The organism is Bradyrhizobium sp. USDA 4473, from assembly GCF_054063335.1.
The window spans coordinates 7,924,261-7,947,931 of record NZ_JBSSGE010000001.1 but is presented as its reverse complement, the minus strand read 5'-3'; the positions used below and the strand labels follow the sequence as shown (position 1 = coordinate 7,947,931).

The window sequence follows — 23,671 nt, the reverse complement described above, 5'->3', positions numbered from 1 at the left end:
TGACGTGACCTGATGATTTGGACGATAGTACAAATATGGTCCGCAAGCCTGCCAAACCCGATAAGAAGGCCGACGTGAAGGCCGCCGCCAGCACCCGCAAGCCGAACATGCGCGAGGCGATCCTCGCCGCGGCGGAGGAGCTGTTCTCGACCTACGGCTTCAACGCCGTCTCGGTGCGCGACATCGCGCAGGCGGCCGGCGCCAATCCCGGCAGCGTCACCTATCACTTCAAGACCAAGGACGGCCTGCTGCTGGAAATCTATCGGCGGCATTGCGGCCCGATGAACCGGCGGCGCTCCGAGCTGCTGGCGGCGGCGCGGCGGGTGCGCGATGTGCAGGACCGGCTCGAGGCGATCGTACGCGCCTATGTGCTGCCGGCCTTCACCTCGGGCAGCGATCTCGCCGGCGGCGGCACGCGGTTCACGCGGCTGCGCGCCATCATGTCGGCCGAAGGCAACGAGGTGGTGCGCAAGATCATCGCGCAGACCTTCGACGACACCAGCCATGAATTCATCGACGCGATCCATGACAGTCTGCCGCATATTCCGCGCACCGACCTGGTCTGGCGTGGCCACTTCCTGCTCGGCGCGCTCTATTACACGCTGGTGACGCCGGAGCGCGTCTCGCGGCTGTCGCGCGGCAGCGCCGACGGCACCGATGCCGGCCATGCCATCGAGCAGCTGGTGCGCGCCACCGTCGCCGCACTGCAGGCCGCGCCGCTCGATCAAGCCGCGCCCGCGCCGCGCAAGGCCGCCAGCGCGAATCCAGGACGAGCGCTGACCTGACCCTGCGGAGTTCGTCTTCATGGAGAAACTTCGGCTGCGTACCGTGCTCGGCAATCACCCGCACATCCAGGCGGTGAAGAATGGTGAGCTGCGCTCGGAGCTGTTCGACCTCGATTTCATCGAGTTCACGCCGACCAATGCCGCATTCAAGCCGATGGTGCGCGAGCAGGCGTTCGACGTCTGCGAGATGGCGATCGTGACCTATCTGATGGCGCGCGCCCACGGCAAGCCGCTGGTGCTGCTGCCGGCGGCGATGGTCGGCCGCTTCCAGCACGGCCATGCACTTTGCCGCGCCGACCGCGGCGCGCTCACGCCTGCCGATCTCGAAGGCAAGCGGGTCGGCATCCGCTCGTTCACGACCACGACCGGCGCATGGATGCGCGGCATCCTCGCCAACGACCATGGCGTCAATCTCGACCGCATCAACTGGGTCACGTTCGAGGACCCGCACGTCGCCGAATATGTCGACAGCACCGAACGCGCGCCGCAGGGCAAAGCCATCCTCCAGATGTTGAAGGACGGCGAACTCGACGCCGTGCTGGGCGAGACCTCGAGCGACCCGGCGCTCAAGCCATTGTTCGCCGATCCGGCCGCAGCGGCGGCGCGGTGGTATGCACGGCATGGCGTCGTGCCGGTCAATCATCTGGTCGTGGTGACCGGGCGGCTTGCGACCTCGCGGCCCGATGTGGTGCGCAGCCTCTACGATCTCTTCAAGCGCGCCAAGGCCGAGGCCGGTCTGCCCGGTGCCCCGGACATGGTGCCGTTCGGCGTCGAGGCGAACCGCAAGCCGCTCGCATTGATGATCGACTATTGCGCCCAGCAGGCACTGATCCCCCGGCGCGTCGCGGTCGACGAGCTGTTCGACGACACAACACGGGACTTGAACTGATGACAATCTCCGGCGATCCGAGGCAATGGCAGATCGGCATGCTCGGCTATGGCGAGGTCGGCCGCATCCTGGCCGAAGACCTGCGCCGGCAAGGCGTCAAGGTCTCTGCCTACGACATCAAGCTCGACCGCGGGCAAGGCGCGCCGCTGCGCGCTGATGCGGCGGAGATCGGCGTCGCGCTTGCGCAATCCCATGCCGATCTCGCGGCGCGGGCCGATTTCATCATCTCGGCGGTGACGGCGAGCCAGGCGGTGCCGGTGGCGGAGGCCTGCGCGCCGGCGATTCGGAAGGGCGCCTGGTTTGTCGATTTCAACTCGGCCTCGCCCGGTGCCAAGCAGCGCGCGGCGGCCCAGATCGATGGCGCCGGTGGCCGCTATGTCGAGGGCGCGGTGATGACCTCGCTGCCGCCGTACCGGATCAAGGTGCCGCTGCTGCTCGGCGGCCAGGGTGCGCGGGAGCTCGCGCCGCTGCTGATCGCGCTCGGCTTCGCGGCGAAGGTCGCCAGTGACGAGCTCGGCGTGTCCTCGGCCGTGAAGATGTGTCGCAGCATCATGATCAAGGGGCTGGAGGCGATGGTGATCGAGTGCTTCACCACCGCGCGTGCCTATGGCGTCGAGGATGCGGTGCTCGCCTCGCTCAAGGAGACCTTTCCGGGCATCGACTGGGAGAAGCAGGGCGCCTATTTCTTCCAGCGGGTGATCGAGCACGGCCGCCGCCGCGCCGAGGAGGTCCGCGAGGTGGCGGAGACCGTGCGCGAGGCCCAGCTCACGCCGTGGTCGGCGTCGGGCACGGCCGAGCGGCAAGCCTGGGTCGCCGACCTCGCCGACGACGGCGTGTTCGGCGCCAAGGGAATGCCGGACTTCGCCCGCAGTGCCGACTGGCGCACCGAAGCTGACCGGATTCTCGCGCGCGTCAATCCGGGATCACGCAAGGCAACGGCGTGATCCCCGGACGGCATCGCGCGGGACTTCAGGTCGAGACCGACAGCCTGGCGATCTCGGCCGCGTCGGGCAGGTTCTCGACATTCCAGCACGCGTCCATGACGCGTCGGGCCGCTGCCGCCGGAATGATGCCATCGGCGAGGTCGGCGAATTTGGTCTCGAGCTGCTTGTCGGTCATCGGAACCTCGACGCTGCCGATGGCATGCTCGATATAGCGGTGCAGGGTGCGCCCGTCCTTGAGCACGATGGTCATGTCGACCTGCGCCGGATCGATGCCCGGCGTGATCACCGGCATCACCTTCGACCGCAGCGCGACGACGGTCGGATCGGTCACCGCGCGGTCGCTGAACTGCTTCTCGCCGCCGGCGCCCTCGACCAGCGCGACGGCAACCGCGTGATAGATGCTGAACTTGCCTTCGAGACCTTCGCGCGGCGTCTTCTTGCCGGTCAATTCGAGCACCAGCGGATGTACCTTGAGATCGATGCGCTCGATCTGGTCGGCCGTCAGTTTGTTCTCGTTGCGCAGCTGGATCGCGGCGTCGATCGCCGGATGCATCACGATGCCGCAAGCAAACGGCTTGTAGGTGTTGAGCGCGGCTTCATAGCGCTTGCCGAGATCGCCGAGAATCTCGTTGTAGTCCTGCTTGGTGCTGATGGTGTTGGCCCAGCCGCGCTTGGCCTCGATCATGCTGTCTGAGGAGGTGAAGTTCTTCGCGGCCAGCATCGCGGCGAAGATGCCGTTCGATGCGGCACGGCCCGGATTGAAGCTCTTGTTCATCGAGCCGAAGGATTCGCGCAGGCCCACCGGCTGCGACGCGGCAAGGCCGAGCGCCCACACCATCTGCTGCTCGTTGAGGTTCAGCAGCTTGCCGACCGCAGCCGCCGAGCCGAACACGCCCGCGGTGCCGGTGATGTGCCAGCCGACGTCGTAATGGTTGGGATAGACGGCGTTGCCGATCCGGCATTCGGTCTCGACCCCGAGCACCAGCGCGTTGACGAAGTCCTTGCCCGACACATGCTGCATCTCCGACAGCGCGAGGATGGCCGACGCCACCGGCCCGGCCGGATGGATGATGGTCTTCAAATGAGTGTCGTCGTAGTCGAAGATGTGGCTCGACACGCCGTTGAGGAAGGCAGCGTTCATGATGTCGAAACGCTCGCGCCGCCCGAACAGCGAGGCCTGCGCCGGGCCCGAGAACGGCGCCAGTGCGGAGACCGCGATGTCGACGGTCTGATGATGCGAGCCGCCGATCGCGACGCCGACCCAGTTCAGCAGCGTGCGGACGCCTTCCTTGCGGACGTTGGCCGGCAAGTCGTCGTACTTTGCCGCGACCAGATAATGCGCGAGCTTGCGCGTCACGTCCTGCGCGGGCTTGGGCTCGGACTTGGTCGGCGCGGCCGGCGTCTGCGCGACTGCCGCGGTTGCCGCCGATGCGACGAAGGGGATGGTGGCCGCAGCCTGCAGCAACGATCGGCGGTCGGTGATCGACATGGTGGTCTCCCGGAGTAAGATGGGTATCGAAGCGGCTGTTTGAGCCGATCCTGGACCGACCGTAGCAGGCGATGTCGGTCGGGAGCAGGTGTGCAAGACGGCTGCCTGTTTCGCTCGCGCAGCCGCTTGACGAAGACGGCGGAGTCGTTTTTGACAGCCGGTTTGGCGTGGCGCAAGCAGGCAATTGTTGCCGAATGCAATCGTGATATGACGGCCCTGGTCGCCGCGCTTGTCATGGTGAATCCGTCGCGTTCCCTGACGCTGCGGAATAGGCTATTGCTCGGACCGCATCTCGCGTCGCGCGGCTCTGACCGAACGCGCAAACCGAAACTCCTGGAGACACGCCCATGAAAAATTCCGGCAAGGTCGTCGCCATCACCGGTGCGTCGCGCGGCATCGGCAAGGCCTGCGCGGCGCGTTTCCTGTCCGATGGTGCCAGGGTCGTCATCTCCGATGTCGATGCTGCCGGGCTGGTCCACGCCGCCCAGGAACTCGGACATGAGGACCGGCTGCGGGCCGTCGAAGCCGATGTCAGCAAGCGCGCCGACGTCGATCGCATCGTCGCTCACGCCGTGAAGGAGTTCGGCCGGCTCGACGTCATGGTCAACAATGCCGGCGTCGCGCGCAACCGCGACTTCCTCGACATCAGCGAGGCCGAGTTCGACGATGTGATGGGCATCAACCTCAAGGGCGCGTTCTTCGGCGTCCAGGCCGCGGCGCGCCAGATGATCGCGCAGGGCGGTGGCGGCGTCGTGGTCAACATGTCCTCGGTCAACGCGCTGCTCGCGATCCCCTCGCTCGCGACCTATGCGATGTCCAAGGGCGCGATGAAGCAGCTCACGTCGGTCGCCGCGGTGGCGCTGGCGCCGCACGGCATCCGCGTCGTGGCGGTCGGGCCCGGCACGATCCTGACCGAGATGGTGGCAACCGCGATCTTCTCGTCGGAGGACGCGCGGCGCAGCGTGCTGTCGCGGACGCCTGCCGGCCGCTGCGGCGAGCCGAGCGAGGTCGCCTCCGTCGTGGCCTTCCTCGCCAGCGACGATGCCTCGTACATCACCGGACAAACCATCTATCCGGACGGCGGCCGGTTGATCCTCAACTACACGGTGCCGGTCACCGAGAAGAAGTAGGGCGCTGCCAAAATATCGAAGAACAACCCCATGCAAAGGAGCCGCCGGTAGCTGGTTGCCGGCGTTCGATCAGGTTGAGCATCGTCTCCCTTCGTCATTCCGGGGCGTGCGAAGCACGAGCCCGGAATCCATCGCGCTGCATCAATTGTGGTGGAATGGATTCCGGGCTCTCGCTTCGCGAGCCCCGGAATGACGAGCGGATGAGGGCACCGTTACCGGCCCTCGAACTTCGGCTTGCGCTTTTCCATGAAGGCGTTGCGGCCTTCGCGGAAGTCGGCGCTGTCCATGCAGTCGATGCCGATCTGCCTGATCGCGGCCATGTCGCGGTCGGCGGGATCCTTCAGCACCTGCGCGATGGTGATCTTGGCGGCCTTGATCGCCAGCGGGGCGTTGCCGGAAATGGTGCGCGCGATCTCCATGGTCGCATCCCACAGCTCGGCATCGGGCAGCACGCGGTCGACGAGGCCGATCCGCAGCGCTTCCGCGGAGTCGATCCGCATGCCGGTATACATGATCAGCCGCGCCCAAGACGGACCGACCAGCGACACCAGATGGCGCAGCCCGTCATAGCCGTAGGCGATGCCGAGCTTGGCGGCGGGAATGCCGAACTGGCCGCTTGAGCCGGAGATGCGGATATCGGTCAGCATCGCGACCTGCATGCCGCCGCCGAGGCAGAAGCCGCGGATGCAGGCGATCGTCGGCTTCGGATAGTCGGCGAGCAAGGCGCGCTGGGCGGCGCTGCGCCGTGAATAGTCCTCGGAAGCCGCGGCATTGTGCCTGGTCTTCTCGAACTGGCTGATATCGGCGCCCGATACGAACGCCTTGTCGCCGGCGCCGACCAGGATCACGACGCGGACGGCCGGATCGTCGCGCAAGGCGATCAGCGCCTCGCCGAGCCCCTCCCACATCTCCAGCGACATCGCATTGCGCTTGTCCGGATTGTTGAAGGTGATGACGCCGACGCCGTCGACCACGCTTTGCAGGATCTTGCCGTCGGCGAGCGATCGGTCTGAGGTGTTTGGCATGGAGGATCCGGTCCGATTTCAGTCAAGGCTAGCACCCGGTCCCGCGCCGGAGCAGGCGGTTTAGGGCACGGCGCGATTGCACCGGCGTGCGGCAATTCTTCCGGTAGTTGTACGGCTCGCAAAATAAACTGTCGAGAAAGGGTTGCGCCATAGAGTGCGCCACCCGCGTTGCGTGCCGGCTTAACGTTTTCCTAGCTTTTCGACGGTACGAATATACGCACCTGCGCGCAGGGATCACCCGCGGCGCGCGGGCGCGCGTGCCACAGCCTTCCCGCTGCCATCGCGTCGGTAGCGGATGTCCCACCTCCGGACCGGCAGGGACGCCGGTCAACCCCGACCTCCGTGCACTCAGATCGCCTCGGGCGAGGTCCAGTCGTGTCCGTCGAAAAGTTTCTCAAGCAACGCGGTGTCAGGATCACGGTCAACGGCAGCTACACGCTGCCGAACTGGTACGATGCGCAGGGCAAATTGCGCACCTTCGCCTGCCGCACCACGCGCGTCTCGCCGTTCCGCATGATCGTGGACGTGCCCGTGGTCGGCAAGATCGGCGACCGGCTGACCTCTTACTTCGAGGAGTTCGGCAAGTTCGAGGGCTGCATCACCGACACGATGAGCGGCAGCTTCCTGCTCGAGCTCGAGATGACGCATGCGATGCGGGAGAAGTTCGCCGACAAGCTGACCTGGATCGAGAAGAAGCAGAAGGATCCGAGCGTCCGCGAGGCGCGCAACAATCCGCGTTTCGTTCCGGCCGCCCCGCACGCCATGCTGACCTTGGCGGATGGCACCATGCAGAGCTGCTTCATCATCGACATGTCGCTGTCGGGCGCGGCGGTATCCTCCGAGGTACAGCCGCCGGTCGGGATGCCGCTTGCGATCGGCGCCTGCGTCGGACGCGTGGTCCGGCATCTGCCGAACGGCTTCGCCATCAAGTTCGTCGAGACCTACAAGCAGAACGAACTGGCGCGCCTGATCGCGCGCAAGTCCAAGGAGCTGCTGGTGTCCGACGCGGACTCCGTTGCCTAGGGCGAGTGCTCACAAATCTCGTGTGCCCGTGCGGGAATAGCAATGCCGAGTTTTCCTCCAATGCAGACGTCACCGACGCCTGGGTGAATGTCCGCAAAGGGCCACAACCGGACATCAACGAGACAATGGCAGAGTCATGGGCGCTTGTTAGCCCGCAGCCTGCCGGCCACATCGCACGCCGCCGAACTGCAAGTCACCCGAACTGCGCGACCACGGCAGACCACAGACGCCAGATTTCGGAAGACTTTTCATCGACGGCGGTCTGCACCATGACCAGCTTGGAGGGCGGATCAACGAGGATGCGCTGCCCGAGGTGCCCCAGGAGCGCGAATTGTCGTCTGCTGCCGGGAAACAGGTAGACCTGATAGCCGTACCCGAACCCTCCTTCGGCCTTTGCCAGATACGGCTCGGAGGCGCGCACCGTGGTCGCATCGATCATCCACTGTGTAGGTATGATCTGTTTGCTCTCCCACGCTCCGTCGTGGGCCAGCAGACGGGCGAGCCGCGCGTAGTCGCGCAATACCGCATTGAAGAACCCGTGCGCTACCTCATAGCCTTCCGCATCAATCAGCCATTTGGCATCAGCTTCAGTGCCAATCGGCTGCCAGACTTTTTCCTGGAGATAGCCGCACATTGATTGACCGGTTGCGTAACGCAGCACGAGACCAAGCACATCCGTCTCGATGCTGGAGTAATGGAATCGCGTCCCCGGCGGCGCGATCCGTTGGTTGAATTGTGCGATGCTGGCAACGGTGCCTTTTTGGGTCCAGTGCTTGCGCACCATGTCGTCCCACAGGCGATCGAGGTCGTCTCCGCTGCCTTTCGCTTCGTCGTTCTCTTCACCGAACTTCACGCCGGACGACATGTGCAGCAGCGCGCGGATCGGCGTTGCACCGTATTCCGTACCTTTCAAGCCGGGAACATAGGTCTCGGCAGCATCGTCGATCGACTTGATCGCGCCTTCCGCGGTCGCGATCCCTATCAGCATGCCGGTGATGGATTTTGCCATCGACTGCGATATCAGGCGGTCTCGATCGGTGCGGCCGTACTGATAGTGCTCGACCAGAATCCGATCGTCCTTGGCGATCAACAGGCCCGTCACCGGATTGCGCGCCAGATAATCCACAAGCGAAGTGCGATTCCCCTTGTACTGGTAGCTGACATCCGCAGGCGTTCGCTTGAAGGGCCAGGCCGTGGCCGCGCGATCGACTTGACGCGTCGGGAATATCTCGTCGTAATGACTGAATGCGCCGACGCGATATTTTGGCGCCGGATTGCCGGGCTGGTAGATCCGCCACCGGTCCTTGACCGGGTAGTTCTCGGTCGCCCCGTAAAGTTCGGCGTCCGGGCCATCAGCGGAAAAGGACGGATCACCACCGATTTCGGCAGCCCAACTCCAATTCGCCGATGCCACAACGCAAGTTGCCGCCAGTCCAGTCAGGACTGGGCGTCGTGAGAGTGCTTTCCCGGCGCCGGTATCGGACTTTGAAGGACTTATCATGGCTCCCCCCCCCTTCCTGCCGCCGAACGTACGCGGTTTCGTGCCGAACGACCATGCATCGATGTCTGCTTAGGGAAGGCGACATTCCTATGGTCGGACCGCGAGTCCGCTTTTTTAAGTCTCGAACGCGGACAGGATTTAGGAGCGCTCACCTTAGCCTGCGGCCAGTGCGTCCGTTCCGCGCGCTACGTCAGCTCTTCCGGATCGTCGGCTGCGCGCATCCGCGCGATGCTGTCTTCCGTTGCTGCGCTACCTGCCGCCGCGATCGCGATCTCGCGGGCAAGATTGGTGCATTCGGCCCACAGCAGGAAGAACACCAGCGGCGGCCGCTCACGCGCCTCCAGCATCTGCCGGCAACGTTCCGCCGCGCCGTCGAGCGCCCACCACTGCCGGGCAACGACCATGACCTTGCGGAAGCTGCGCAGCGTGCCGGAAAATTTTTGCGGATCGGCCCCCACGATGGTGCCGCAATGGTTCAGCCAGTTCAGTGCCGCGTAGATCGCAATCCCGTAGTCCTCGATCGTGGTGCCGGTGAAATCGACGACGGTCTTGTCGTGCGCGCGCTGGCGCAGGAAGGCGTCGATCATCTCGGGTTGACGGGCCGGATCGACCAGTAGCGAGTTGTCCTGCCGCGGCACCATCGGTACGTAACGCATCGCTTCGAGCCGGGTGTGCTCCCAGATCGCCCTGCTGTCGCCGAGCAGGTCGCCGGTCTTGCGCTTGCAGGCCGGATAGACCAGCACGCCGTTGTCGGAGAGATCGAGATAGCGCGGCACCACCTTGTCGAGCGCGGCGAGAAACGCCAATGGATCGGTCAGGCCGCGCAGGTCACTGGCGGCATCCTCCGCTTGTGCAGGCTTGTTGACGCGTGTCCAGCCGAAATTGGCCATCCCGGGCGCCCCGATCTCAACCTTGTCCGTCAGGTTAGATGGAAAATGCGACGAAGCAAATGCGGCATTTGCGGTGACGGGGCCGCGCCCGCGCTGCCGGTTGACGTGGGAAACCGCCATGCCTAGCTCATGGTTAATCGTGTGCAATGCAGGTTTTGTCACCGACTTCGGGACCGATCGCCAATGGCTGCTTCTGACCGCCAATCGCATTGGCAGACCGTCTACCTGACCAAGGGTGAGCAGCAGGTGAGCTGGTCGCAGGCCGATCCGCAGCCATCGCTGCGCCTGATCGAATCGGTCGCGCCCCGCCGCGACGCGTCGATCATCGATGTCGGAGGCGGGGCCTCGCGCCTCGTCGATGCGCTGCTTGTGCGCGGCTTCCACGATCTGACGGTGCTCGATCTCTCGGAAGCGGCGCTGGCGAGCGCCCGGGAACGGATCGGCGCGGCAGGCGACGCGGTGCGCTGGATCGCCGGCGATGCGACGGTCTGGCAGCCGCCGCAGGCGTTCGGCATCTGGCACGATCGTGCGGCGTTTCATTTTCTGGTCGAGGAAACGGAGCGCGCGGCCTATCTGGAGAGACTGCATCGTGGCGTCACGGCCGGCGGCCACGCCGTGATCGGCACCTTTGCGCTGGACGGTCCGGAAAAATGCAGCGGCCTGCCGGTGCAGCGCTATGATCCGACAGCGCTCGGCCGCACCGTGGGTCCGGGATTCGAACTGGTCGCGCATGAGGCGCACCGGCACGTCACGCCGTGGGGCGCGACGCAGTCGTTCCAATTCAGTGTGCTGCGGCGGACGTGACCGGCAGCCGAAGGAGAGATGAGATGACGGACGCGCCACGCACGATCGGCGAGATCGCGAGCTACCACGCCCATGTCTATTACGATCCGGCCACCAGCCGCGGCGAAGCGGAACGGCTGCGCAACTGGCTGGGCGAGCGCTTCCTGGTCACGCTCGGGCGCTGGCACGACGTCAAGGTCGGTCCGCACGACCAGGCGATGTACCAGGTGGCGTTCGCGGCCGAGCTGTTTCCGACCCTGGTGCCGTGGCTGATGCTCAACCATGGCAGCCTGAGCATCCTGGTCCACCCCAACACCACCAATCCGCGCCGCGATCATCGCGACGATCCGCTCTGGATCGGCGCGCCGCTGGCGGTCCATGCCGACAAGCTGCCCGAAGAGGCCGAGATGGAGCAGGCGCCGGGGCCGAACACGCAGCCGACATTGCGTCCCTGAGCCTTATCGACCGGATCGCTGGATTGCGTAAAGTTTGAAGCGATTGTGTTACAACCAAGTCGTTTCAAACTCATCGCGTTTTGCAACGTGAGGTTAAGTCGCGATTCCTAGGCTGACCCGGCAATTTCAGAGTCGGGCGCATTGGGCATGTTCTTTTCGTTTCGAAGCTGGTCACTGTGGCGGGTGGTGGGACCGCTGCTGGCGATCGTGCTGCTGCTGGCCGGCCTGTCGGCCGGGAGCCTGCAGGTGATGTCCGCGGTGCGGGCCTATGTGGCGGGCGAAAGCCTGTGGTCGAAGGGGCAGAAGGACGCCATTCGCGATCTTCAGATCTATGTCTCGACCGGCGCGCCGCTCTATCTGCGGAAGTTCGATGCCGCGATCGCGGTACCGCTGGCCGATCGCACGGCGCGGCGCGCGCTGGAATCGCCGGGCAACAATGACGCCGTGGCCCGCGCCCGCTTCGCCGCGGCGGGCAATCATGATGACGACATTGGCGGCCTGATCTGGCTGTTCAAATATTTCCGCACGATGCATCACGTCGCCGGCGCGGTCACGGCCTGGCGCAATTCCGATGCGCTGCTCGATCAGCTGATCGACATCAGGAACGAGGCCGCGAACGATGTCGCGCTGCATGATCCGTCGGCCGCGACCATCAGGCACTGGGTCGAGCGGATCGGTGTGGTCGATGCGGCGCTGAGCACGCTGGCGGTCGATTTCTCCGATCATCTGGGCAAGGCGTCGCGCCAGGTCTCCGCGCTGCTGCTGCTGGTCAATCTCGTGATCGCGGCCTGCCTGGCCGGCATCGTGCTGTTCCACACCAGGCGGATGCTGTGGCGGCGCTGGCTTGCCGAGACCGCGCTTGCCGTCGAGAAGGAGCGCGCCCAGCTCACGCTGGCCTCGATCGGCGATGCGGTCATCGTCGCCACGCAGGACGATCGCGTCGGCTACATGAACGCCGCCGCGCAGCGGCTGGTGGCGTCGGAGCGGGACGTCACCGGCTGGCAGCTGTCATCGCTGTTCAACATCGCCGAGCAGCCGGTGCGGGGATCGTTCCAGAGCGGCGAGGCCGACGGCGAGAGCCGGCCGCAGCAGCGGCTCCTGGTGCGGCCGGATCATTCCAGCGTGCCGGTTTCGGTGGTCGAGACCCCGATCGTGCATGCCGGCGAACCGGCCGGCCGTGTCATGATCATTCACGACATGACCGCCGAGCGGCGGCTGGTCGAGGAATTGGCCTGGGCCGCCTCGCATGACGCGCTGACCGGGCTTGCGAACCGGCGCCAGTTCGAGTTCGAGCTGCACAAGGCGATGTCGGGTGCGCCGTCGGATGGCGCCGACCTGATGCTGATCGATCTCGATCAGTTCAAGATCGTCAACGACACCTGCGGCCACATGGCGGGCGACCGCCTGCTGAAGCAGGTGGCGCGGCTGCTGGCTGCGGAGGTTGGCGACAGCGGGCTGGTGGCGCGGCTTGGCGGCGACGAATTCGGCATCCTGCTGCGCGACGACGGCTCGGCCACGCATGACGTCGCGGCCGACGTCGCGGAGCGGATCAGGGCCGTGGTCGAGCAGTCGAACTTCGTCCATGAGGGCTCGAGCTTCCGGATCAGCGCCAGCATCGGCCTGGTCGGGCTTGCCGACAGCGCCGGGGTGCAGGATGCGCTGCGGCTCGCCGACGTCGCCTGCTTCCTCGCCAAGGACAAGGGCCGCAATCGCGTCCAGGAGCACCGTCCGTCCGATACCGGCATGGCGGTGCGGGTCGCCGAGATGAGCTGGGTCAATCGCATCCGCAAGGGATTGGACGAGGGGCGCTTCTGCCTCTACGAGCAGGAGATCCGCCCGCTGAACGGCACGCTGAAGGGCCACGACCGGCGCGAGCTGTTGCTGCGGCTGCGCGACGAGAGCGGCGCCATGGTGCCGCCCGGCAGCTTCCTGCCGGCGGCCGAACGCTATGGCCTGATGCCGCTGATCGATCGCTGGGTGGTTCGCCGCGCCTTCGAGATCATCGCCGAGCGCAAGCGCGACCCGCGCAAGATCGCGAGCTATGCGATCAATCTGTCCGGCGCCACCATCGGCGACAGCGACTTCGTCGACTTCGTCGCCGCCCTGTTTGCCGAGCTTGATGTCTCGCCGGCGGTGGTGTGTTTCGAGATCACCGAGACCAGCGCGATCTCCAATCTCGACGAGGCCCAGACCTTCATCGCGCGGCTGCGCGAGATCGGCTGCAGTTTCTCGCTCGACGATTTCGGCACCGGCATGTCCTCGATCGCCTATCTCAAGCATCTGCCGGTCGACGTCATCAAGATCGACGGCTCGTTCGTGAAGGAAATCCTGAACAGCAAGGTCGATCGCGCGATGGTCGAGATGATCACCAAGACCGCCAAGATCATGCAGAAGCAGGTGGTCGCGGAGTTCGTCGAGAGCCTCGCCATCCTGGACGAGCTGCGCCAGATCGGGGTCGACTACGTCCAGGGTTACGCCATCGGGAAGCCGGTGCCGGTGCTCACGCTCCGCGAGGAAAAGATCGCCTGAGTCGCCGAAATTGTCCCGAATCGGGACTTTTTCGGCTGCTTTGGCCTGGCGAAGGCTGATTCCCGGCACTTTCCATCCGAAAAACGTTTAAAAATCCTGTCGTTGCCGGCTTCGTCTCGATTATGCCTTACTCTAATTCCCTGATATGATGAGTGATCGGTGAATCCCATGTGGGCCGGGTAACAGGCTCCAGAGCACCGTACTTGGGGATGATGGGTCAACGTACGACGAAAGCTGCCGCGCGTCAGTCGAGCCGCGGCATGTCTCTGGTGGGCAGCACGGCGTTCGCCGTGACGGCGCTCGTCCTGTCGTCTGGCCTTGCCGCCTGGGTGGTCGGCATCGACCCGACCGCATGGCTGCACGGACCCGCGTTCGCCAACACCGCCGCATCGCTGAACTTCGACGATCGCTTCGGCTCGCGCTCCACGATCAACACGGCTTCGCTGTATTATCCCCTCCGCCGCGGATTCCGTTCGAGCCGCGGCGATTTCAATTCCGAGTTCGGTCAGATCGAGGACGCGCTGGCCGGCCAGCTGCGCGACACCCAGACCGAGCTGCCGGTCAGCCAGCCGGCGACAGCGTCGGTTGCGGCTACGACGACGACCCCATCCGCCTCTGCGGTGCCGATGCCGCGCTCGCGGCCGGCCGAAGCCAATCTGCTGGCGCGGAACGATCAGCCGCCGCCACCTCCGCAGGCGCCGCAGGGCGACAACCGGACCTTCCTGCAGAAGATCGCCGACATGATGCCGGGCAAGATCCAGCTTGCCTCGATCGATCCGAACGACGGCCTGCTGTCCGGTCCGAGCCCCGATCTCGGCGCACTTGGCTATGACAGCACCACGGCGGTGTACGACATCACCGGCCGCATCGTGTACATGCCTGACGGCACCAAGTTCGAGGCGCATTCGGGCCTCGGCAATCTGCTCGACGATCCCGCGCATGTGAATGCCCGCAACGCCGGTGCGACGCCGCCCGGCATCTACGAGATGAAGCCGCGCGAAAAGCTGTTCCACGGCGTGCCGGCGCTGCGCATGACTCCGGTCGACGGCAGCGACACGTTCGGTCGTGTCGGCCTGCTGGTCCACAGCTACATGCTCGGGCCGAACGGCGACTCCAATGGCTGCATCTCGGTCAAGCACTACGACCGCTTCCTGCAGGCCTACCGCAACGGCACGATCAAGCGCATCGCCGTCGTGATCAGCATCAAGGACGTCAAGTCGGCCTCGACGCGCTCTGCGTCGAACTCATAAGCCGCGAGTAGCGTCGCCGGTACCACACGCTCGATTGTCATCACCCGCGAAAGCGGGTGATCCAGTACGCCGCGGCCTCTCGATTCAAGCGCTGGCGCCTCTGGAATACTGGATCGCCCGGTCCCGTCTCCGCCAAGGCTTCGACACGAGGCTCTTGCTTTCAGACGCGCCGAAGCTCAAACGGAGGCGGCGAGCCGGGCGATGACAGCGCGCTTGTGCGGAGATGCTGCCGCGCATTTTTCCGGCTCATGCTTTAGCCGATCTCTTTCCTGACAATCCCAGCGGCGTCACACATCGCCTTGAGTTTTCCGAACGCGACCTGCCGCGGCATGTACTTCATGCCGCAGTCCGGCGCGACCACCAGCCGCTCCGCCGGCACATGCTTCAGGCCGTTGCGAATCCGGTCGGCGACGACAGTCGCGGGTTCGATCTCGGGATTGCCGAGGTCGAGTACGCCGAGCATGATCGTCTTCGATGATAGATCCCTGAGCACGCCGAGATCGAGTTTCGGCTGTGCCGCCTCGATCGAGATCTGGTCGGCGATGGTGTCGTCGAGCTCGGCGAGGAAGGAATAGCCGGCCGGCTTGGTTGAGCCTGGCACCACGGCGGCATAGCCGAAGCAGAGATGCACCACGGTCGGGATCGTGATGCCTTGCAGCGCGCGGTTGATCGCCTTCACCGCATAGCGCTTCGCGAGTTCCGGATTGTTGCGCACCCAGGGTTCGTCGAGCTGGATGACGTCGGCACCGGCCCTCTCGAGGTCGCGCGCCTCGGCATTGACGGCCTCGGCGAAGGCCATCGCGAGCTCCTCGTCGTCCTTGTAGAACTCGTTCTTGGCCTGCTGGCTCATCGTGAACGGGCCGGGCAGGGTGATCTTGGCGGCACGGTCGGTGTTCTTGCGCAGGAACTGCATATCGTGCAGCTCCACCGGTCCCCTGCGCTTCACCGGGCCGACCACGCGCGGCACCGGCGTCTGCGTGTTGCCGGTGCGTGCGGTGATGACAGCGGGATTGTCGGCATCGACACCCTCGAGCGCCGTGGAGAACCGGTTGGAGTAGCTCTCGCGGCGGATCTCGCCGTCGGTGACGATGTCGATGCCGGCGCGCTCCATGTCGCGGATCGCGACGACGGTCGCGTCGTCCTGCGCTTCCTCGAGATGCTCGGCCGGCAGCCGCCACATCGCGTGCATGCGGGTGCGCGGCACCGATTTCGACAGCATGGCGCGATCGACCAGCCATTCCGGCTGCGGGTAGCTGCCGACGACGGTGGTCGGCAGCAGATGCGTGGGCAGGTTCATGATGTCCTCCTTCTTGTCGTTGCCGCGGCCCGATCAGGCTGCGCGCGTCGCGCTTGCCGCGGTTTCGTCCTGCACCGGATTGCGCAGCACGCCGATGCCGGAGATCTCGACCTCGACGACGTCGCCGTCCTTCATCCACAGCGGCGGCGTGCGATAGGCGCCGACGCCGCCGGTGGTGCCGGTGACGATGACGTCGCCCGGCACCAGCTCAGTGAAGGTCGAGCAATAGGCGATCAGGGTGGCGACGTCGAACACGAGGTCCGAGATCGGCGCGGCCTGCACCTCGACGCCGTTGAGGCGGGTCGCGATGTGCTGCTGGCTGATGTCGGTCAGCTCGTCCGATGTCACCATCCACGGTCCGAAGCCGCCGGTGCCGACGAAATTCTTGCCCGGCGCGAATTGCGAGGTGTGGCGCTGCCAGTCGCGGATGCTGCCGTCATTGTAGCAGGCATAGCCGGCGACATGGGCGAGCGCCGCCTCGCGCGGGATGCGCCGGCCGGCCTTGCCGATGATCACGGCCATCTCGCCCTCATAGTCGAAGCGCTCGGATTCCAGCGGCCGGATCATCGGCTGGCCGGCACCGACCTGGCTGTTGGCGAAGCGGGTGAAGATCATCGGATGCGGCGGCGTCGGATGACCGCTCTCGGCGAGATGCGTCGCATAGTTGACGCCGATGCAGAAGATCTTGTCCGGATCGGGCACGGTCGGCAGCAGCTCGACGTCATTCAGCACGTGATCGGCGCGCTCGCCCTGCAGCTTCTTCAGCTCATCCAGCGATCCCGTCGTCAGCAGCGCCTTCAGCGTCGGATACGGCTTCAGCCGCCTGCCGGCGTCGATCACCCCCGCATCGGTCACGATGCCGTAGCTTGCGGCACCGGCCGCCTTGAAACTTGCGATCTTCATGGTCTCTCACTCTGTTCGATGGAGGAAACATAGGCTTCGATGGGCAGCGCGATCTCGCCGTTGCGGATCGGGACGCATTGCGGCGGAAAATCCTGACGGAAGCGGGCGCCGTTCGCCGCGGTGCGATCGAGGAAGCGGCCGAGATGGGCCATCGCGCCGGTCGGCAGATCGTGCAGCACCAGCAGCGTCCACGGCTGCGCGCGGCATTGCTCGAGCGCGCGCTCGGTCCAGCCGTCGGGATCGTCCCAATCGTGCGGGATCGCGTTCCAGAGCACGCAGCTGTGCTTGTGGTGCGCGAGATAATCGACCACGGAGGGTTTCAGCAGCCGCTCGTCGAGATTGCCGCCGCCGCCGAACGGCCGGAACCAGCGGTTGGGATGGGCGAGGTCGCCGATCGCGGCTTGGGTCCGGCCGATCTCGCGCTGCGCCGTGTCCGCGCCGGCTTGCAGGCCGAGCGGCGTGCTGTGCGTAAAGGTGTGATTGCCGATCCAGTGGCCGTCGTCGCGTGCGCGGGCGGCGAGGCGGCGGCGCGCGGGATCGACGAGCTTCTCGCCGATCACGAAGAACGTGGTCTTGATGCCGCGCTCGCCCAGGATATCGAGCACATGCGGCGTCACCTCGGGCTCGGGGCCATTGTCGAATGTCAGCGTGAGGTCGAACATTTCAGCGAACCCCTCACGTCGCCGGCTGCATCGCGCCGGAGCCGACCTCGTCGGCGGCGCTCTGGCCGGCGCGCGTGCCGGTCTGCCAGATCGCGGCCTTGCGCTCGACCCAGCGGATCGCGCTATTGAAGGCGATCGCCATGAACAGCACCAGCAGCACGCCGGCGAACACGTGCGGGCTGTCGAGGATGGTGCGGTAGCGCGAGATCAGGTAACCGATGCCCGCGGAGGAGATCAGCATCTCCGAAACCACTACGCCGACGATGACCAGCGCGCCGCCGATCCGCAGGCCTGACAGCACGGTCGGGATCGCGGCGGGAATGATGACGCGGACCAGCCGCTGGCTCAGGGTTGCGCCCATGCTGCGGGCGGCGAGCAGCAGCTGCGGGTCGATGGTCTGGATCCCGGCCGCGGTCGCCAGCATGGTCGGCAGGAAACCGTAGATCGAGGCGAAGGCGATCTTCGACTCCGAGCCGATGCCGAGCCACACGGTGAACACCGGATAAAGGATCACGAGCGGCACCGCATAGAGGCTCGAGACCATCGGCATGATCAGCAGTCGCGGCCGCGGCAGGCTGCCGACCACGGCGCCGAGCAGGATGCCGCCGCCGCAGGCGAACGCCATCGAGACCGCGACCTCGTAGAGCGTCACCGCCAGCGCGTGGCCATATTCGGCCGCCTCGTTCCAGCCGGCGAGCAGGGTGGAGGACAGCGACGGCAGGAACAGCTCGGGGATCAGGCCGGTGCGCGGCAATAGCTCCCACAGCACGAGCAGGCCTGCGACGATCAGATGACGAAGAGTTTTCGCGCTCATCGCCGTCTCACGCCGATTTGCGGATGTGCCGCCAGATGCGGTCGCGTAGCGCGCCGAAGGCATCGCCGCTCAGCATCTCATAGGTCCGCGGCCGCGGCAGGTTGACCTGCAGCTGATCGACGATGCGGCCCGGCCGCGGCGACATCACGATCACCTCGTCGGCGAGATAGACCGCTTCGGTCAGGCTGTGGGTGACGAACACGACCGTCTTGCCAGTGGCGGCCCAGATCCGCAGCAGCTCGTCGCCCATCGTCATGCGGGTCTGCTCGTCGAGCGCGGCGAACGGCTCGTCCATCAGCAGCACCGGCGGATCCTGCACCAGGCCGCGCGCGATCGAGACGCGCTGCTTCATGCCGCCGGACAATTCGTGCGGGTGGCGCTTGCCGAAGCCTTCGAGGCCGACGAGCTTGAGCGCATCCTGCGCCTTGGCCCGGCGCTCCGCCTTGGCGACGCCGCGCAGCGCCAGGGGAAACTCGACATTGTCTTCGGCCGTCAGCCAGGGAAACAGGCTCGCTTCCTGGAACACGACGCCGACGCGGTCCGGGTCGGGCTGCGGGATCGGCGCGCCGTTGATGGTGATGCTGCCCGAGGTCTGCGCGCGCAGCCCGGCCATCATCATCAGGAGCGTGGACTTGCCGCAGCCGCTCGGGCCGACCAGCACGACGAAGCGTCCCGGCTTGATGTCGAGCGAGACATTCTCCAGCGCAACGACGTCCTGCGACTTGGTCCGGAACACCTGGCCGACATTCCGCACCTCGATCGCGCCGGCGCGCGGCGCAGGCTTCAACGGTGTCACGTTCGCCAATGGCTGCATCGTGTTTCCACCCATCTGATCAGTTCATTGAAGGTCATGGCGATCGCGGCGACCATCACGACGCCGGCGAGCAGCTGCTTCATCTGGAAGTTCTCGCCCCAGGTCGCGATCTGGTGGCCGATGCCGTCCCGCGAGGCGTACATCTCGGCGAGGATCACGCCGGTGAGGTTGAAGATCATCGAAATCCGCAGCGCTTCCAGCAGCACCGGCAGCATGCTCGGCAGATAGACGCGGAACGCGGTCTGCGCGCGCGTGGCGCCGTAGGAGCGGGCCACCGTCAGATGCTCGACCTTGACCGACTCGACAGCCGTCGTGGTCGACATGATCACGATGAAGATGGTCGAGAAGAAGCCGAAGCCGACCTTCTGGGCGAAGCCGACGCCGAACACCAGGATGAACATCGGCAGGAAGATCGATTTCGGGATGCTGAAGGCGAAGAACAGCAATGGCTTGGCGACATCGGCAAAATAGCGGTTCTCCGCGATCAGGAAGCCGATCAGCGTGCCCATCGGCACCGCGAGCGCGAAGGCGGTCAGCACCTCGGTTGCGGTCACCATGAGGTCGGTCCGGACGCTCGACCGTTGCAAGAGGTCGCCGAGGGTGGCGAGCGTATCCGATGCCGACGGCAGCAGGCGGGGATTGACGAGGCCGGTCCGCGACAGCATTTCCCACAGCGCGAAGATCGCGATCACGATCGCGACCCGCGCGAGCTTGATGGTGAGGGTGGCCTGCATCTTATGGCTTGGTCGGAACCGGCTTGAATTTGGTCGAGATCACGTCCTCGACCGGAACGATGTCCTTCAATCCGCCGAGCTTGGCGAGATCGAGCGACAGCTGCACCGCCGCCGGCACGTTGGCCGCGCCCATGTCGCCATCGGTCTCGAGCTTCATGATGGTGTTGTCGTATTCCATCGCGGCGATCTCGGGCGGCATCTCGTAGAGGTCGGCGATCAGCTTCACGGTGACGTCGCGGTTGGCGCGCATGAACTGCACGGCGCCATAGAGCGCGTTGACGGCCTTCTGCACCACCTCCGGCTTGGCCTCGGCGAACTTGTCGAGCACGATCCAGCCCGCGGTGAGGTTCGGCGGTGCCGCGGTCGCATAGTCGAGGATGGTCTTGGCTTCGCCCGACTTGGCGACCTGGAAGCTGAGCGGCGAATAGACCACGGCGGCATCGACATTGCCGGCAAGCAGGTTCGGCACCAGCCCGCCGCCGCCGACCGGAACGCGGGTGAAGTCGATCTTCCTGTCCTGGATGGTCCAGAGCGCGAGCAGGTCGGAGCCGGAGCCCGCCGCGGTGATCCCGACCTTCTTGCCGTTGAGATCCTTGACCTCGAGCGTGGACTTGGCCGGCACCATCAGCTGCCAGCCGAAATTGCCCATCGCGGCATTGGCGACGATCCGCGACATCACGCCCTTCTTGCGGCCGGCCGATACCAGCGACGGCGGATCGAGGATGATGTCGGCGGCTCCGGCCGCCATGCCCTCGAAGGTCTCGGCGCCGCTGCGATAGACCGTCAGCTCCGCCTTGATGCCTTCCTTCTCGAACAGCTTCTGCCGCACCGCGGTCTCGGCGATCGTCGTCGGCCAATAGGTCTTGGTCGGCAGGCCGACGCGGATCGTGTCGGCGGCGACGGCCGGGCCGGCCAGCAGGGTGGTGGCGATCAGGGTTGCCAGCGCGCGGCGGCGCGTGATGCTCATGGTTCTGTTTCTCCCGGATATCGATTGTTGTTATTTGCGGCGCCTTGCGCGCCGTGGATCAGGGCGTGCCGTTGACCTCCGCGATGCGCGGAGCCGCGAGCTCGACGAATTCCCTGGTGGTGCCGAAGTGCTTTGACAATGCGCGAACTGCCGCATCCGCATCGCGGGCGAAAACCGCGTCCACAATCGCGGCGTGCTCGGCCTGGACGTCGCGCGCCCTGCCGACCTCGCGGCGGATCGAAAGCCGCCGGTAGCGCTCGCTCTGCTCATGCAGTACGTCGCGGAAGCCGAGCAGCCATTGCGATCCACAGGCATTGACCAGCGCGCGATGGAAGACGCGATGACGGACCACCCATTCCTCGTAATGCACGGTGGGGTCGTCGGGATAGCGATGCGGCACGGCCTTCAGCGATTCCCAGGCCGCCGCGACCGACGACAGCCAGGCCTCGTCGCCGCGTTCGATCGAGCGCCGCAACGCAAGTCCCTCGATGTCGATCCGGGTCTGCGTGACGTCGGCGAGATCGGCGAGCGAGACCGGGCAGACGCGGAAGCCGCGCTGGTCGGAAGCCTGCACCAGGCCGTCGGCCACCAGGCGCGACAATGCCTCGCGGACGGCGGCGAGGCTGACCGAGAACTGCTTGGCGAGACCTGCGATGTGCAGCTTCTGGCCCGGAAGCAACCGGGTCGACAGGATGTCGGCCCGCAGCCGCTCCTGAACCGCCGATGTCAGGCTGCGCGGCCCGTCGCCGGCCAGGCCCTCGCGAAAACTCAAGGCGATGTTCATGGCCGCGCAGACTGGCGGACGACCTTGTCGCCGTCAATCGAAAATCGATTTTATTCGGACGCAGACCCCTCTTGATAGTTAATGTATACTGGTATGGCTTTGACGGCACGAATGAGCGAGAATTCCCCTTGGGAAATTGCCGGAATTGGCGTATCTTGTATACAATCAGAATGCAGCTAGGGAGGATCTCGTGCCAAAACCCTTTCCAATGAACGCCTGGTACGCGGCCGGCTGGGATGCCGAGATCAAGCATGCGCTGCTGCCGCGGACGATCTGCGGCAAGCATGTCGTGATGTATCGTAAGGGCGACGGCGAGGTGGTGGCGCTCGAGGACGCCTGCTGGCATCGCCTGGTGCCGCTCTCCAAGGGCCGGCTCGACGGCGACACCGTGGTCTGCGGCTATCACGGCCTGAAATACAATGCGCAGGGCCGCTGCACCTTCATGCCGTCGCAGGAGACGATCAATCCGTCGGCCTGCGTGCGCGCCTATCCCATCGTCGAGCGTCACCGCTTCATCTGGCTCTGGATGGGCGATCCCGCGCTCGCCGATCCGGCGCTGGTGCCTGACATGCACTGGAACCACGATCCGGCCTGGGCCGGCGACGGCAAGACCATCCACGTCAAATGCGACTATCGCCTCGTCGTCGACAATCTGATGGACCTGACCCACGAGACCTTCGTGCACGGCTCGAGCATCGGCAATGACGCGGTCGCCGAAGCGCCGTTCGACGTCACCCATGGCGAGAAGACCGTCACCGTGACGCGCTGGATGCAGGGCATCGAGCCGCCGCCGTTCTGGGCCAAGCAATTGCAGAAGCCGGGCCCGGTCGATCGCTGGCAGATCATCCGCTTCGAGGCGCCGTGCACCGTCAACATCGACGTCGGCGTCGCGCCGGCCGGAACGGGCGCGCCGGAAGGCGATCGCTCGCAGGGCGTCAACGGCTATGTGCTCAACACCATCACGCCGGAAACCGAGAAGACCTGCCATTACTTCTGGGCCTTCGTCCGCAACCACCGCATCACCGAGCAGCGGCTGACCTCGGAAATCCGCGACGGCGTCGCCGGCATCTTCCACGAGGACGAGATCATCCTGGAAGCGCAGCAGCGCGCGATGGACGAGAATCCGGACCGCGTGTTCTACAATCTCAACATCGATGCCGGCGCGATGTGGGCGCGCCGTGTCATCGACCGCATGGTGGCGAAGGAAAACCCGTCGCAGCAGCTGCAAGCGGCGGAGTAGACGGCATGGCGGAGCGCGAAGCCGAGCGTTCAGTGTCGCAGACCGTGCGGGCGCAACTCGCGCTGCGCGAGCTGATCGTTTCCGGCGGCTTGCGGCCGGGCGAGCGCATCTCGGAATTGCAGGCGGTCGAGGTCACCGGGGTGTCGCGCACGCCGGTGCGGATGGCGCTGGTCCGGCTGGAAGAGGAAGGCCTGCTGGAGGTGATCCCGTCCGGCGGCTTCATGGTCAAGGCATTTTCCGAGCGCGACATCCTCGATTCGATCGAGCTGCGCGGCACGCTGGAGGGATTGGCCGCGCGCTTTGCCGCCGAGCGCGGCGTCTCGTCGCGCGATCTCGAGCCGCTGAAGCAGTGCCTCAACGAGATCGACGGCCTGGTCCGGCAGGAGCCGATCTCGATCGAGGCGTTTTCGTCCTATGTCGCGCTCAACGCCCGCTTCCACGTGCTGCTGGCCGAGCTGTCGCGCAGCCCGCCGCTGATCCGGCAGATCGACCGCGCCTCGGCGCTGCCATTCGCCTCGCCGAGCGGCTTCGTGATGGCGCAATCGGTCTTGCCCGAGGCGCGTCAGATCCTGCTGATCGGGCAGGATCATCATCGCGTCGTGGTCGACGCCATCGAGAACCGCGAGGGCGCGCGCGCCGAGGCCGTTATGCGCGAGCATGCAAGGCTTGCGGCGCGCAATCTGCGGCTGGCGCTGCGCAACCGCACCCATCTCGATCTGCTGCCGGCGCTTGCGCTGATCTCGGCCGGCTGAACGGAGCGCGC

General features: G+C 65.7%; 23 protein-coding genes. 11 read left to right on the top strand and 12 right to left on the bottom strand.

Annotated features, from left to right (window positions below; genetic code table 11):
- The first annotated feature begins 35 nt into the window (after nt 1-35).
- Genes ACVW17_RS37230 through ACVW17_RS37220 form a run of 3 tightly spaced genes read left to right on the top strand, consistent with a single transcriptional unit; the run spans nt 36 to nt 2,618 of the window.
- Nucleotides 36-785: a TetR/AcrR family transcriptional regulator gene (locus ACVW17_RS37230; RefSeq protein ID WP_456749748.1), complete on the top strand. Its 750-nt coding sequence runs from the start codon at nt 36-38 to the stop codon at nt 783-785.
- Nucleotides 786-804: 19 nt separating this feature from the next.
- Nucleotides 805-1,674: an ABC transporter substrate-binding protein gene (locus ACVW17_RS37225; protein WP_456749747.1), complete on the top strand. Its 870-nt coding sequence runs from the start codon at nt 805-807 to the stop codon at nt 1,672-1,674.
- 5 nt (nt 1,675-1,679) lie between these two features.
- Complete coding sequence (locus ACVW17_RS37220) at nt 1,680-2,618, top strand: DUF1932 domain-containing protein (RefSeq protein ID WP_456799025.1); 939 nt, start codon at nt 1,680-1,682, stop codon at nt 2,616-2,618.
- Between the two features lie 25 nt (nt 2,619-2,643).
- Here the strand turns inward: ACVW17_RS37220 and ACVW17_RS37215 are convergent, their stop codons facing one another.
- Nucleotides 2,644-4,107, bottom strand: a complete 1,464-nt coding sequence (locus ACVW17_RS37215; RefSeq protein ID WP_456798850.1) for an MmgE/PrpD family protein — start codon at nt 4,105-4,107, stop codon at nt 2,644-2,646.
- A 347-nt stretch (nt 4,108-4,454) separates the two neighbouring features.
- Between ACVW17_RS37215 and ACVW17_RS37210 the strand changes: the two genes are divergently transcribed.
- Nucleotides 4,455-5,237, top strand: a complete 783-nt coding sequence (locus ACVW17_RS37210) for an SDR family NAD(P)-dependent oxidoreductase (RefSeq protein ID WP_456798849.1) — start codon at nt 4,455-4,457, stop codon at nt 5,235-5,237.
- Nucleotides 5,238-5,449: 212 nt separating this feature from the next.
- Here ACVW17_RS37210 and ACVW17_RS37205 read toward each other — a convergent pair whose 3' ends face one another.
- Complete coding sequence (locus tag ACVW17_RS37205) at nt 5,450-6,262, bottom strand: enoyl-CoA hydratase (protein WP_456749744.1); 813 nt, start codon at nt 6,260-6,262, stop codon at nt 5,450-5,452.
- A 375-nt stretch (nt 6,263-6,637) separates the two neighbouring features.
- On the opposite strand from ACVW17_RS37205, the gene ACVW17_RS37200 reads away from it, so the two are divergent.
- Nucleotides 6,638-7,285, top strand: a complete 648-nt coding sequence (locus ACVW17_RS37200) for a PilZ domain-containing protein (RefSeq protein ID WP_456749743.1) — start codon at nt 6,638-6,640, stop codon at nt 7,283-7,285.
- A gap of 193 nt (nt 7,286-7,478) precedes the next feature.
- Here ACVW17_RS37200 and ACVW17_RS37195 read toward each other — a convergent pair whose 3' ends face one another.
- The gene (locus ACVW17_RS37195) at nt 7,479-8,699 is read right to left on the bottom strand and encodes a serine hydrolase domain-containing protein (RefSeq protein ID WP_456798848.1); all 1,221 of its coding nucleotides are present in this window, start codon (nt 8,697-8,699) and stop codon (nt 7,479-7,481) included.
- A 272-nt stretch (nt 8,700-8,971) separates the two neighbouring features.
- Nucleotides 8,972-9,796 carry a hypothetical protein gene (locus ACVW17_RS37190; protein WP_456798847.1) on the bottom strand — a complete coding sequence of 275 codons (825 nt, stop codon included), beginning with the start codon at nt 9,794-9,796 and terminating at the stop codon, nt 8,972-8,974.
- Between the two features lie 63 nt (nt 9,797-9,859).
- On the opposite strand from ACVW17_RS37190, the gene ACVW17_RS37185 reads away from it, so the two are divergent.
- The 4 genes from ACVW17_RS37185 to ACVW17_RS37170 all read left to right on the top strand — a co-directional run bounded on the left by ACVW17_RS37185 (nt 9,860) and on the right by ACVW17_RS37170 (nt 14,693).
- Nucleotides 9,860-10,480: a class I SAM-dependent methyltransferase gene (locus ACVW17_RS37185; protein ID WP_456798846.1), complete on the top strand. Its 621-nt coding sequence runs from the start codon at nt 9,860-9,862 to the stop codon at nt 10,478-10,480.
- Nucleotides 10,481-10,503: 23 nt separating this feature from the next.
- Entirely contained in the window at nt 10,504-10,914 is a 411-nt protein-coding gene (locus ACVW17_RS37180; protein WP_456798845.1) for a DOPA 4,5-dioxygenase family protein, read from the top strand.
- A 147-nt stretch (nt 10,915-11,061) separates the two neighbouring features.
- A complete protein-coding gene (locus tag ACVW17_RS37175) occupies nt 11,062-13,443 on the top strand; it encodes a putative bifunctional diguanylate cyclase/phosphodiesterase (protein WP_456798844.1) in 2,382 nt (793 codons plus the stop codon).
- Between the two features lie 260 nt (nt 13,444-13,703).
- On the top strand, nt 13,704-14,693 hold the full coding sequence (locus tag ACVW17_RS37170) for a DUF2778 domain-containing protein (RefSeq protein WP_456798843.1): 990 nt from the start codon (nt 13,704-13,706) through the stop codon (nt 14,691-14,693).
- Between the two features lie 253 nt (nt 14,694-14,946).
- On the opposite strand, the gene ACVW17_RS37165 is transcribed toward ACVW17_RS37170, so the two are convergent.
- Genes ACVW17_RS37165 through ACVW17_RS37130 form a run of 8 tightly spaced genes read right to left on the bottom strand, consistent with a single transcriptional unit; the run spans nt 14,947 to nt 21,668 of the window.
- Complete coding sequence (locus ACVW17_RS37165) at nt 14,947-15,990, bottom strand: 5-methyltetrahydropteroyltriglutamate--homocysteine methyltransferase (RefSeq protein WP_456798842.1); 1,044 nt, start codon at nt 15,988-15,990, stop codon at nt 14,947-14,949.
- A 33-nt stretch (nt 15,991-16,023) separates the two neighbouring features.
- Complete coding sequence (locus ACVW17_RS37160) at nt 16,024-16,893, bottom strand: fumarylacetoacetate hydrolase family protein (RefSeq protein WP_456798841.1); 870 nt, start codon at nt 16,891-16,893, stop codon at nt 16,024-16,026.
- Entirely contained in the window at nt 16,890-17,555 is a 666-nt protein-coding gene (locus tag ACVW17_RS37155; protein WP_456798840.1) for a polysaccharide deacetylase family protein, read from the bottom strand. Before ACVW17_RS37155 ends, ACVW17_RS37160 begins: the two co-directional genes overlap by 4 nt.
- A 13-nt stretch (nt 17,556-17,568) precedes the next feature.
- Entirely contained in the window at nt 17,569-18,369 is an 801-nt protein-coding gene (locus ACVW17_RS37150; protein WP_456749733.1) for an ABC transporter permease, read from the bottom strand.
- Between the two features lie 7 nt (nt 18,370-18,376).
- Nucleotides 18,377-19,183 carry an ABC transporter ATP-binding protein gene (locus ACVW17_RS37145; protein WP_456798839.1) on the bottom strand — a complete coding sequence of 269 codons (807 nt, stop codon included), beginning with the start codon at nt 19,181-19,183 and terminating at the stop codon, nt 18,377-18,379.
- A complete protein-coding gene (locus tag ACVW17_RS37140) occupies nt 19,162-19,917 on the bottom strand; it encodes an ABC transporter permease (protein ID WP_456798838.1) in 756 nt (251 codons plus the stop codon). Before ACVW17_RS37140 ends, ACVW17_RS37145 begins: the two co-directional genes overlap by 22 nt.
- Before the next feature lies 1 nt (nt 19,918).
- Entirely contained in the window at nt 19,919-20,884 is a 966-nt protein-coding gene (locus ACVW17_RS37135; RefSeq protein ID WP_456798837.1) for an ABC transporter substrate-binding protein, read from the bottom strand.
- A 58-nt stretch (nt 20,885-20,942) separates the two neighbouring features.
- Nucleotides 20,943-21,668 (bottom strand): GntR family transcriptional regulator, encoded by a 726-nt coding sequence (locus tag ACVW17_RS37130; RefSeq protein ID WP_456749729.1) that lies wholly within the window; start codon nt 21,666-21,668, stop codon nt 20,943-20,945.
- Nucleotides 21,669-21,858: 190 nt separating this feature from the next.
- Here ACVW17_RS37130 and ACVW17_RS37125 point away from each other — a divergent pair, with 190 nt between their 5' ends.
- Both ACVW17_RS37125 and ACVW17_RS37120 read left to right on the top strand, forming a co-directional pair.
- Entirely contained in the window at nt 21,859-22,908 is a 1,050-nt protein-coding gene (locus ACVW17_RS37125; protein WP_456798836.1) for an aromatic ring-hydroxylating dioxygenase subunit alpha, read from the top strand.
- Nucleotides 22,909-22,913: 5 nt separating this feature from the next.
- The gene (locus ACVW17_RS37120; protein WP_456749727.1) at nt 22,914-23,660 is read left to right on the top strand and encodes a GntR family transcriptional regulator; all 747 of its coding nucleotides are present in this window, start codon (nt 22,914-22,916) and stop codon (nt 23,658-23,660) included.
- Nucleotides 23,661-23,671 lie beyond the last annotated feature (11 nt).

What these genes read in the sequence shown, in the direction of transcription:
- ACVW17_RS37230 (WP_456749748.1), top strand. Translation starts at nt 36, where the DNA reads ATGGTCCGCAAGCCTGCCAAACCCGATAAGAAGGCCGACGTGAAGGCC.
- ACVW17_RS37225 (WP_456749747.1), top strand. Translation starts at nt 805, where the DNA reads ATGGAGAAACTTCGGCTGCGTACCGTGCTCGGCAATCACCCGCACATC.
- ACVW17_RS37215 (WP_456798850.1), bottom strand. Translation starts at nt 4,107, where the DNA reads ATGTCGATCACCGACCGCCGATCGTTGCTGCAGGCTGCGGCCACCATC.
- ACVW17_RS37210 (WP_456798849.1), top strand. Translation starts at nt 4,455, where the DNA reads ATGAAAAATTCCGGCAAGGTCGTCGCCATCACCGGTGCGTCGCGCGGC.
- ACVW17_RS37205 (WP_456749744.1), bottom strand. Translation starts at nt 6,262, where the DNA reads ATGCCAAACACCTCAGACCGATCGCTCGCCGACGGCAAGATCCTGCAA.
- ACVW17_RS37190 (WP_456798847.1), bottom strand. Translation starts at nt 9,796, where the DNA reads ATGGCGGTTTCCCACGTCAACCGGCAGCGCGGGCGCGGCCCCGTCACC.
- ACVW17_RS37185 (WP_456798846.1), top strand. Translation starts at nt 9,860, where the DNA reads ATGGCTGCTTCTGACCGCCAATCGCATTGGCAGACCGTCTACCTGACC.
- ACVW17_RS37180 (WP_456798845.1), top strand. Translation starts at nt 10,504, where the DNA reads ATGACGGACGCGCCACGCACGATCGGCGAGATCGCGAGCTACCACGCC.
- ACVW17_RS37175 (WP_456798844.1), top strand. Translation starts at nt 11,062, where the DNA reads ATGTTCTTTTCGTTTCGAAGCTGGTCACTGTGGCGGGTGGTGGGACCG.
- ACVW17_RS37170 (WP_456798843.1), top strand. Translation starts at nt 13,704, where the DNA reads ATGTCTCTGGTGGGCAGCACGGCGTTCGCCGTGACGGCGCTCGTCCTG.
- ACVW17_RS37165 (WP_456798842.1), bottom strand. Translation starts at nt 15,990, where the DNA reads ATGAACCTGCCCACGCATCTGCTGCCGACCACCGTCGTCGGCAGCTAC.
- ACVW17_RS37160 (WP_456798841.1), bottom strand. Translation starts at nt 16,893, where the DNA reads ATGAAGATCGCAAGTTTCAAGGCGGCCGGTGCCGCAAGCTACGGCATC.
- ACVW17_RS37155 (WP_456798840.1), bottom strand. Translation starts at nt 17,555, where the DNA reads ATGTTCGACCTCACGCTGACATTCGACAATGGCCCCGAGCCCGAGGTG.
- ACVW17_RS37150 (WP_456749733.1), bottom strand. Translation starts at nt 18,369, where the DNA reads ATGAGCGCGAAAACTCTTCGTCATCTGATCGTCGCAGGCCTGCTCGTG.
- ACVW17_RS37145 (WP_456798839.1), bottom strand. Translation starts at nt 19,183, where the DNA reads ATGCAGCCATTGGCGAACGTGACACCGTTGAAGCCTGCGCCGCGCGCC.
- ACVW17_RS37140 (WP_456798838.1), bottom strand. Translation starts at nt 19,917, where the DNA reads ATGCAGGCCACCCTCACCATCAAGCTCGCGCGGGTCGCGATCGTGATC.
- ACVW17_RS37135 (WP_456798837.1), bottom strand. Translation starts at nt 20,884, where the DNA reads ATGAGCATCACGCGCCGCCGCGCGCTGGCAACCCTGATCGCCACCACC.
- ACVW17_RS37130 (WP_456749729.1), bottom strand. Translation starts at nt 21,668, where the DNA reads ATGAACATCGCCTTGAGTTTTCGCGAGGGCCTGGCCGGCGACGGGCCG.
- ACVW17_RS37120 (WP_456749727.1), top strand. Translation starts at nt 22,914, where the DNA reads ATGGCGGAGCGCGAAGCCGAGCGTTCAGTGTCGCAGACCGTGCGGGCG.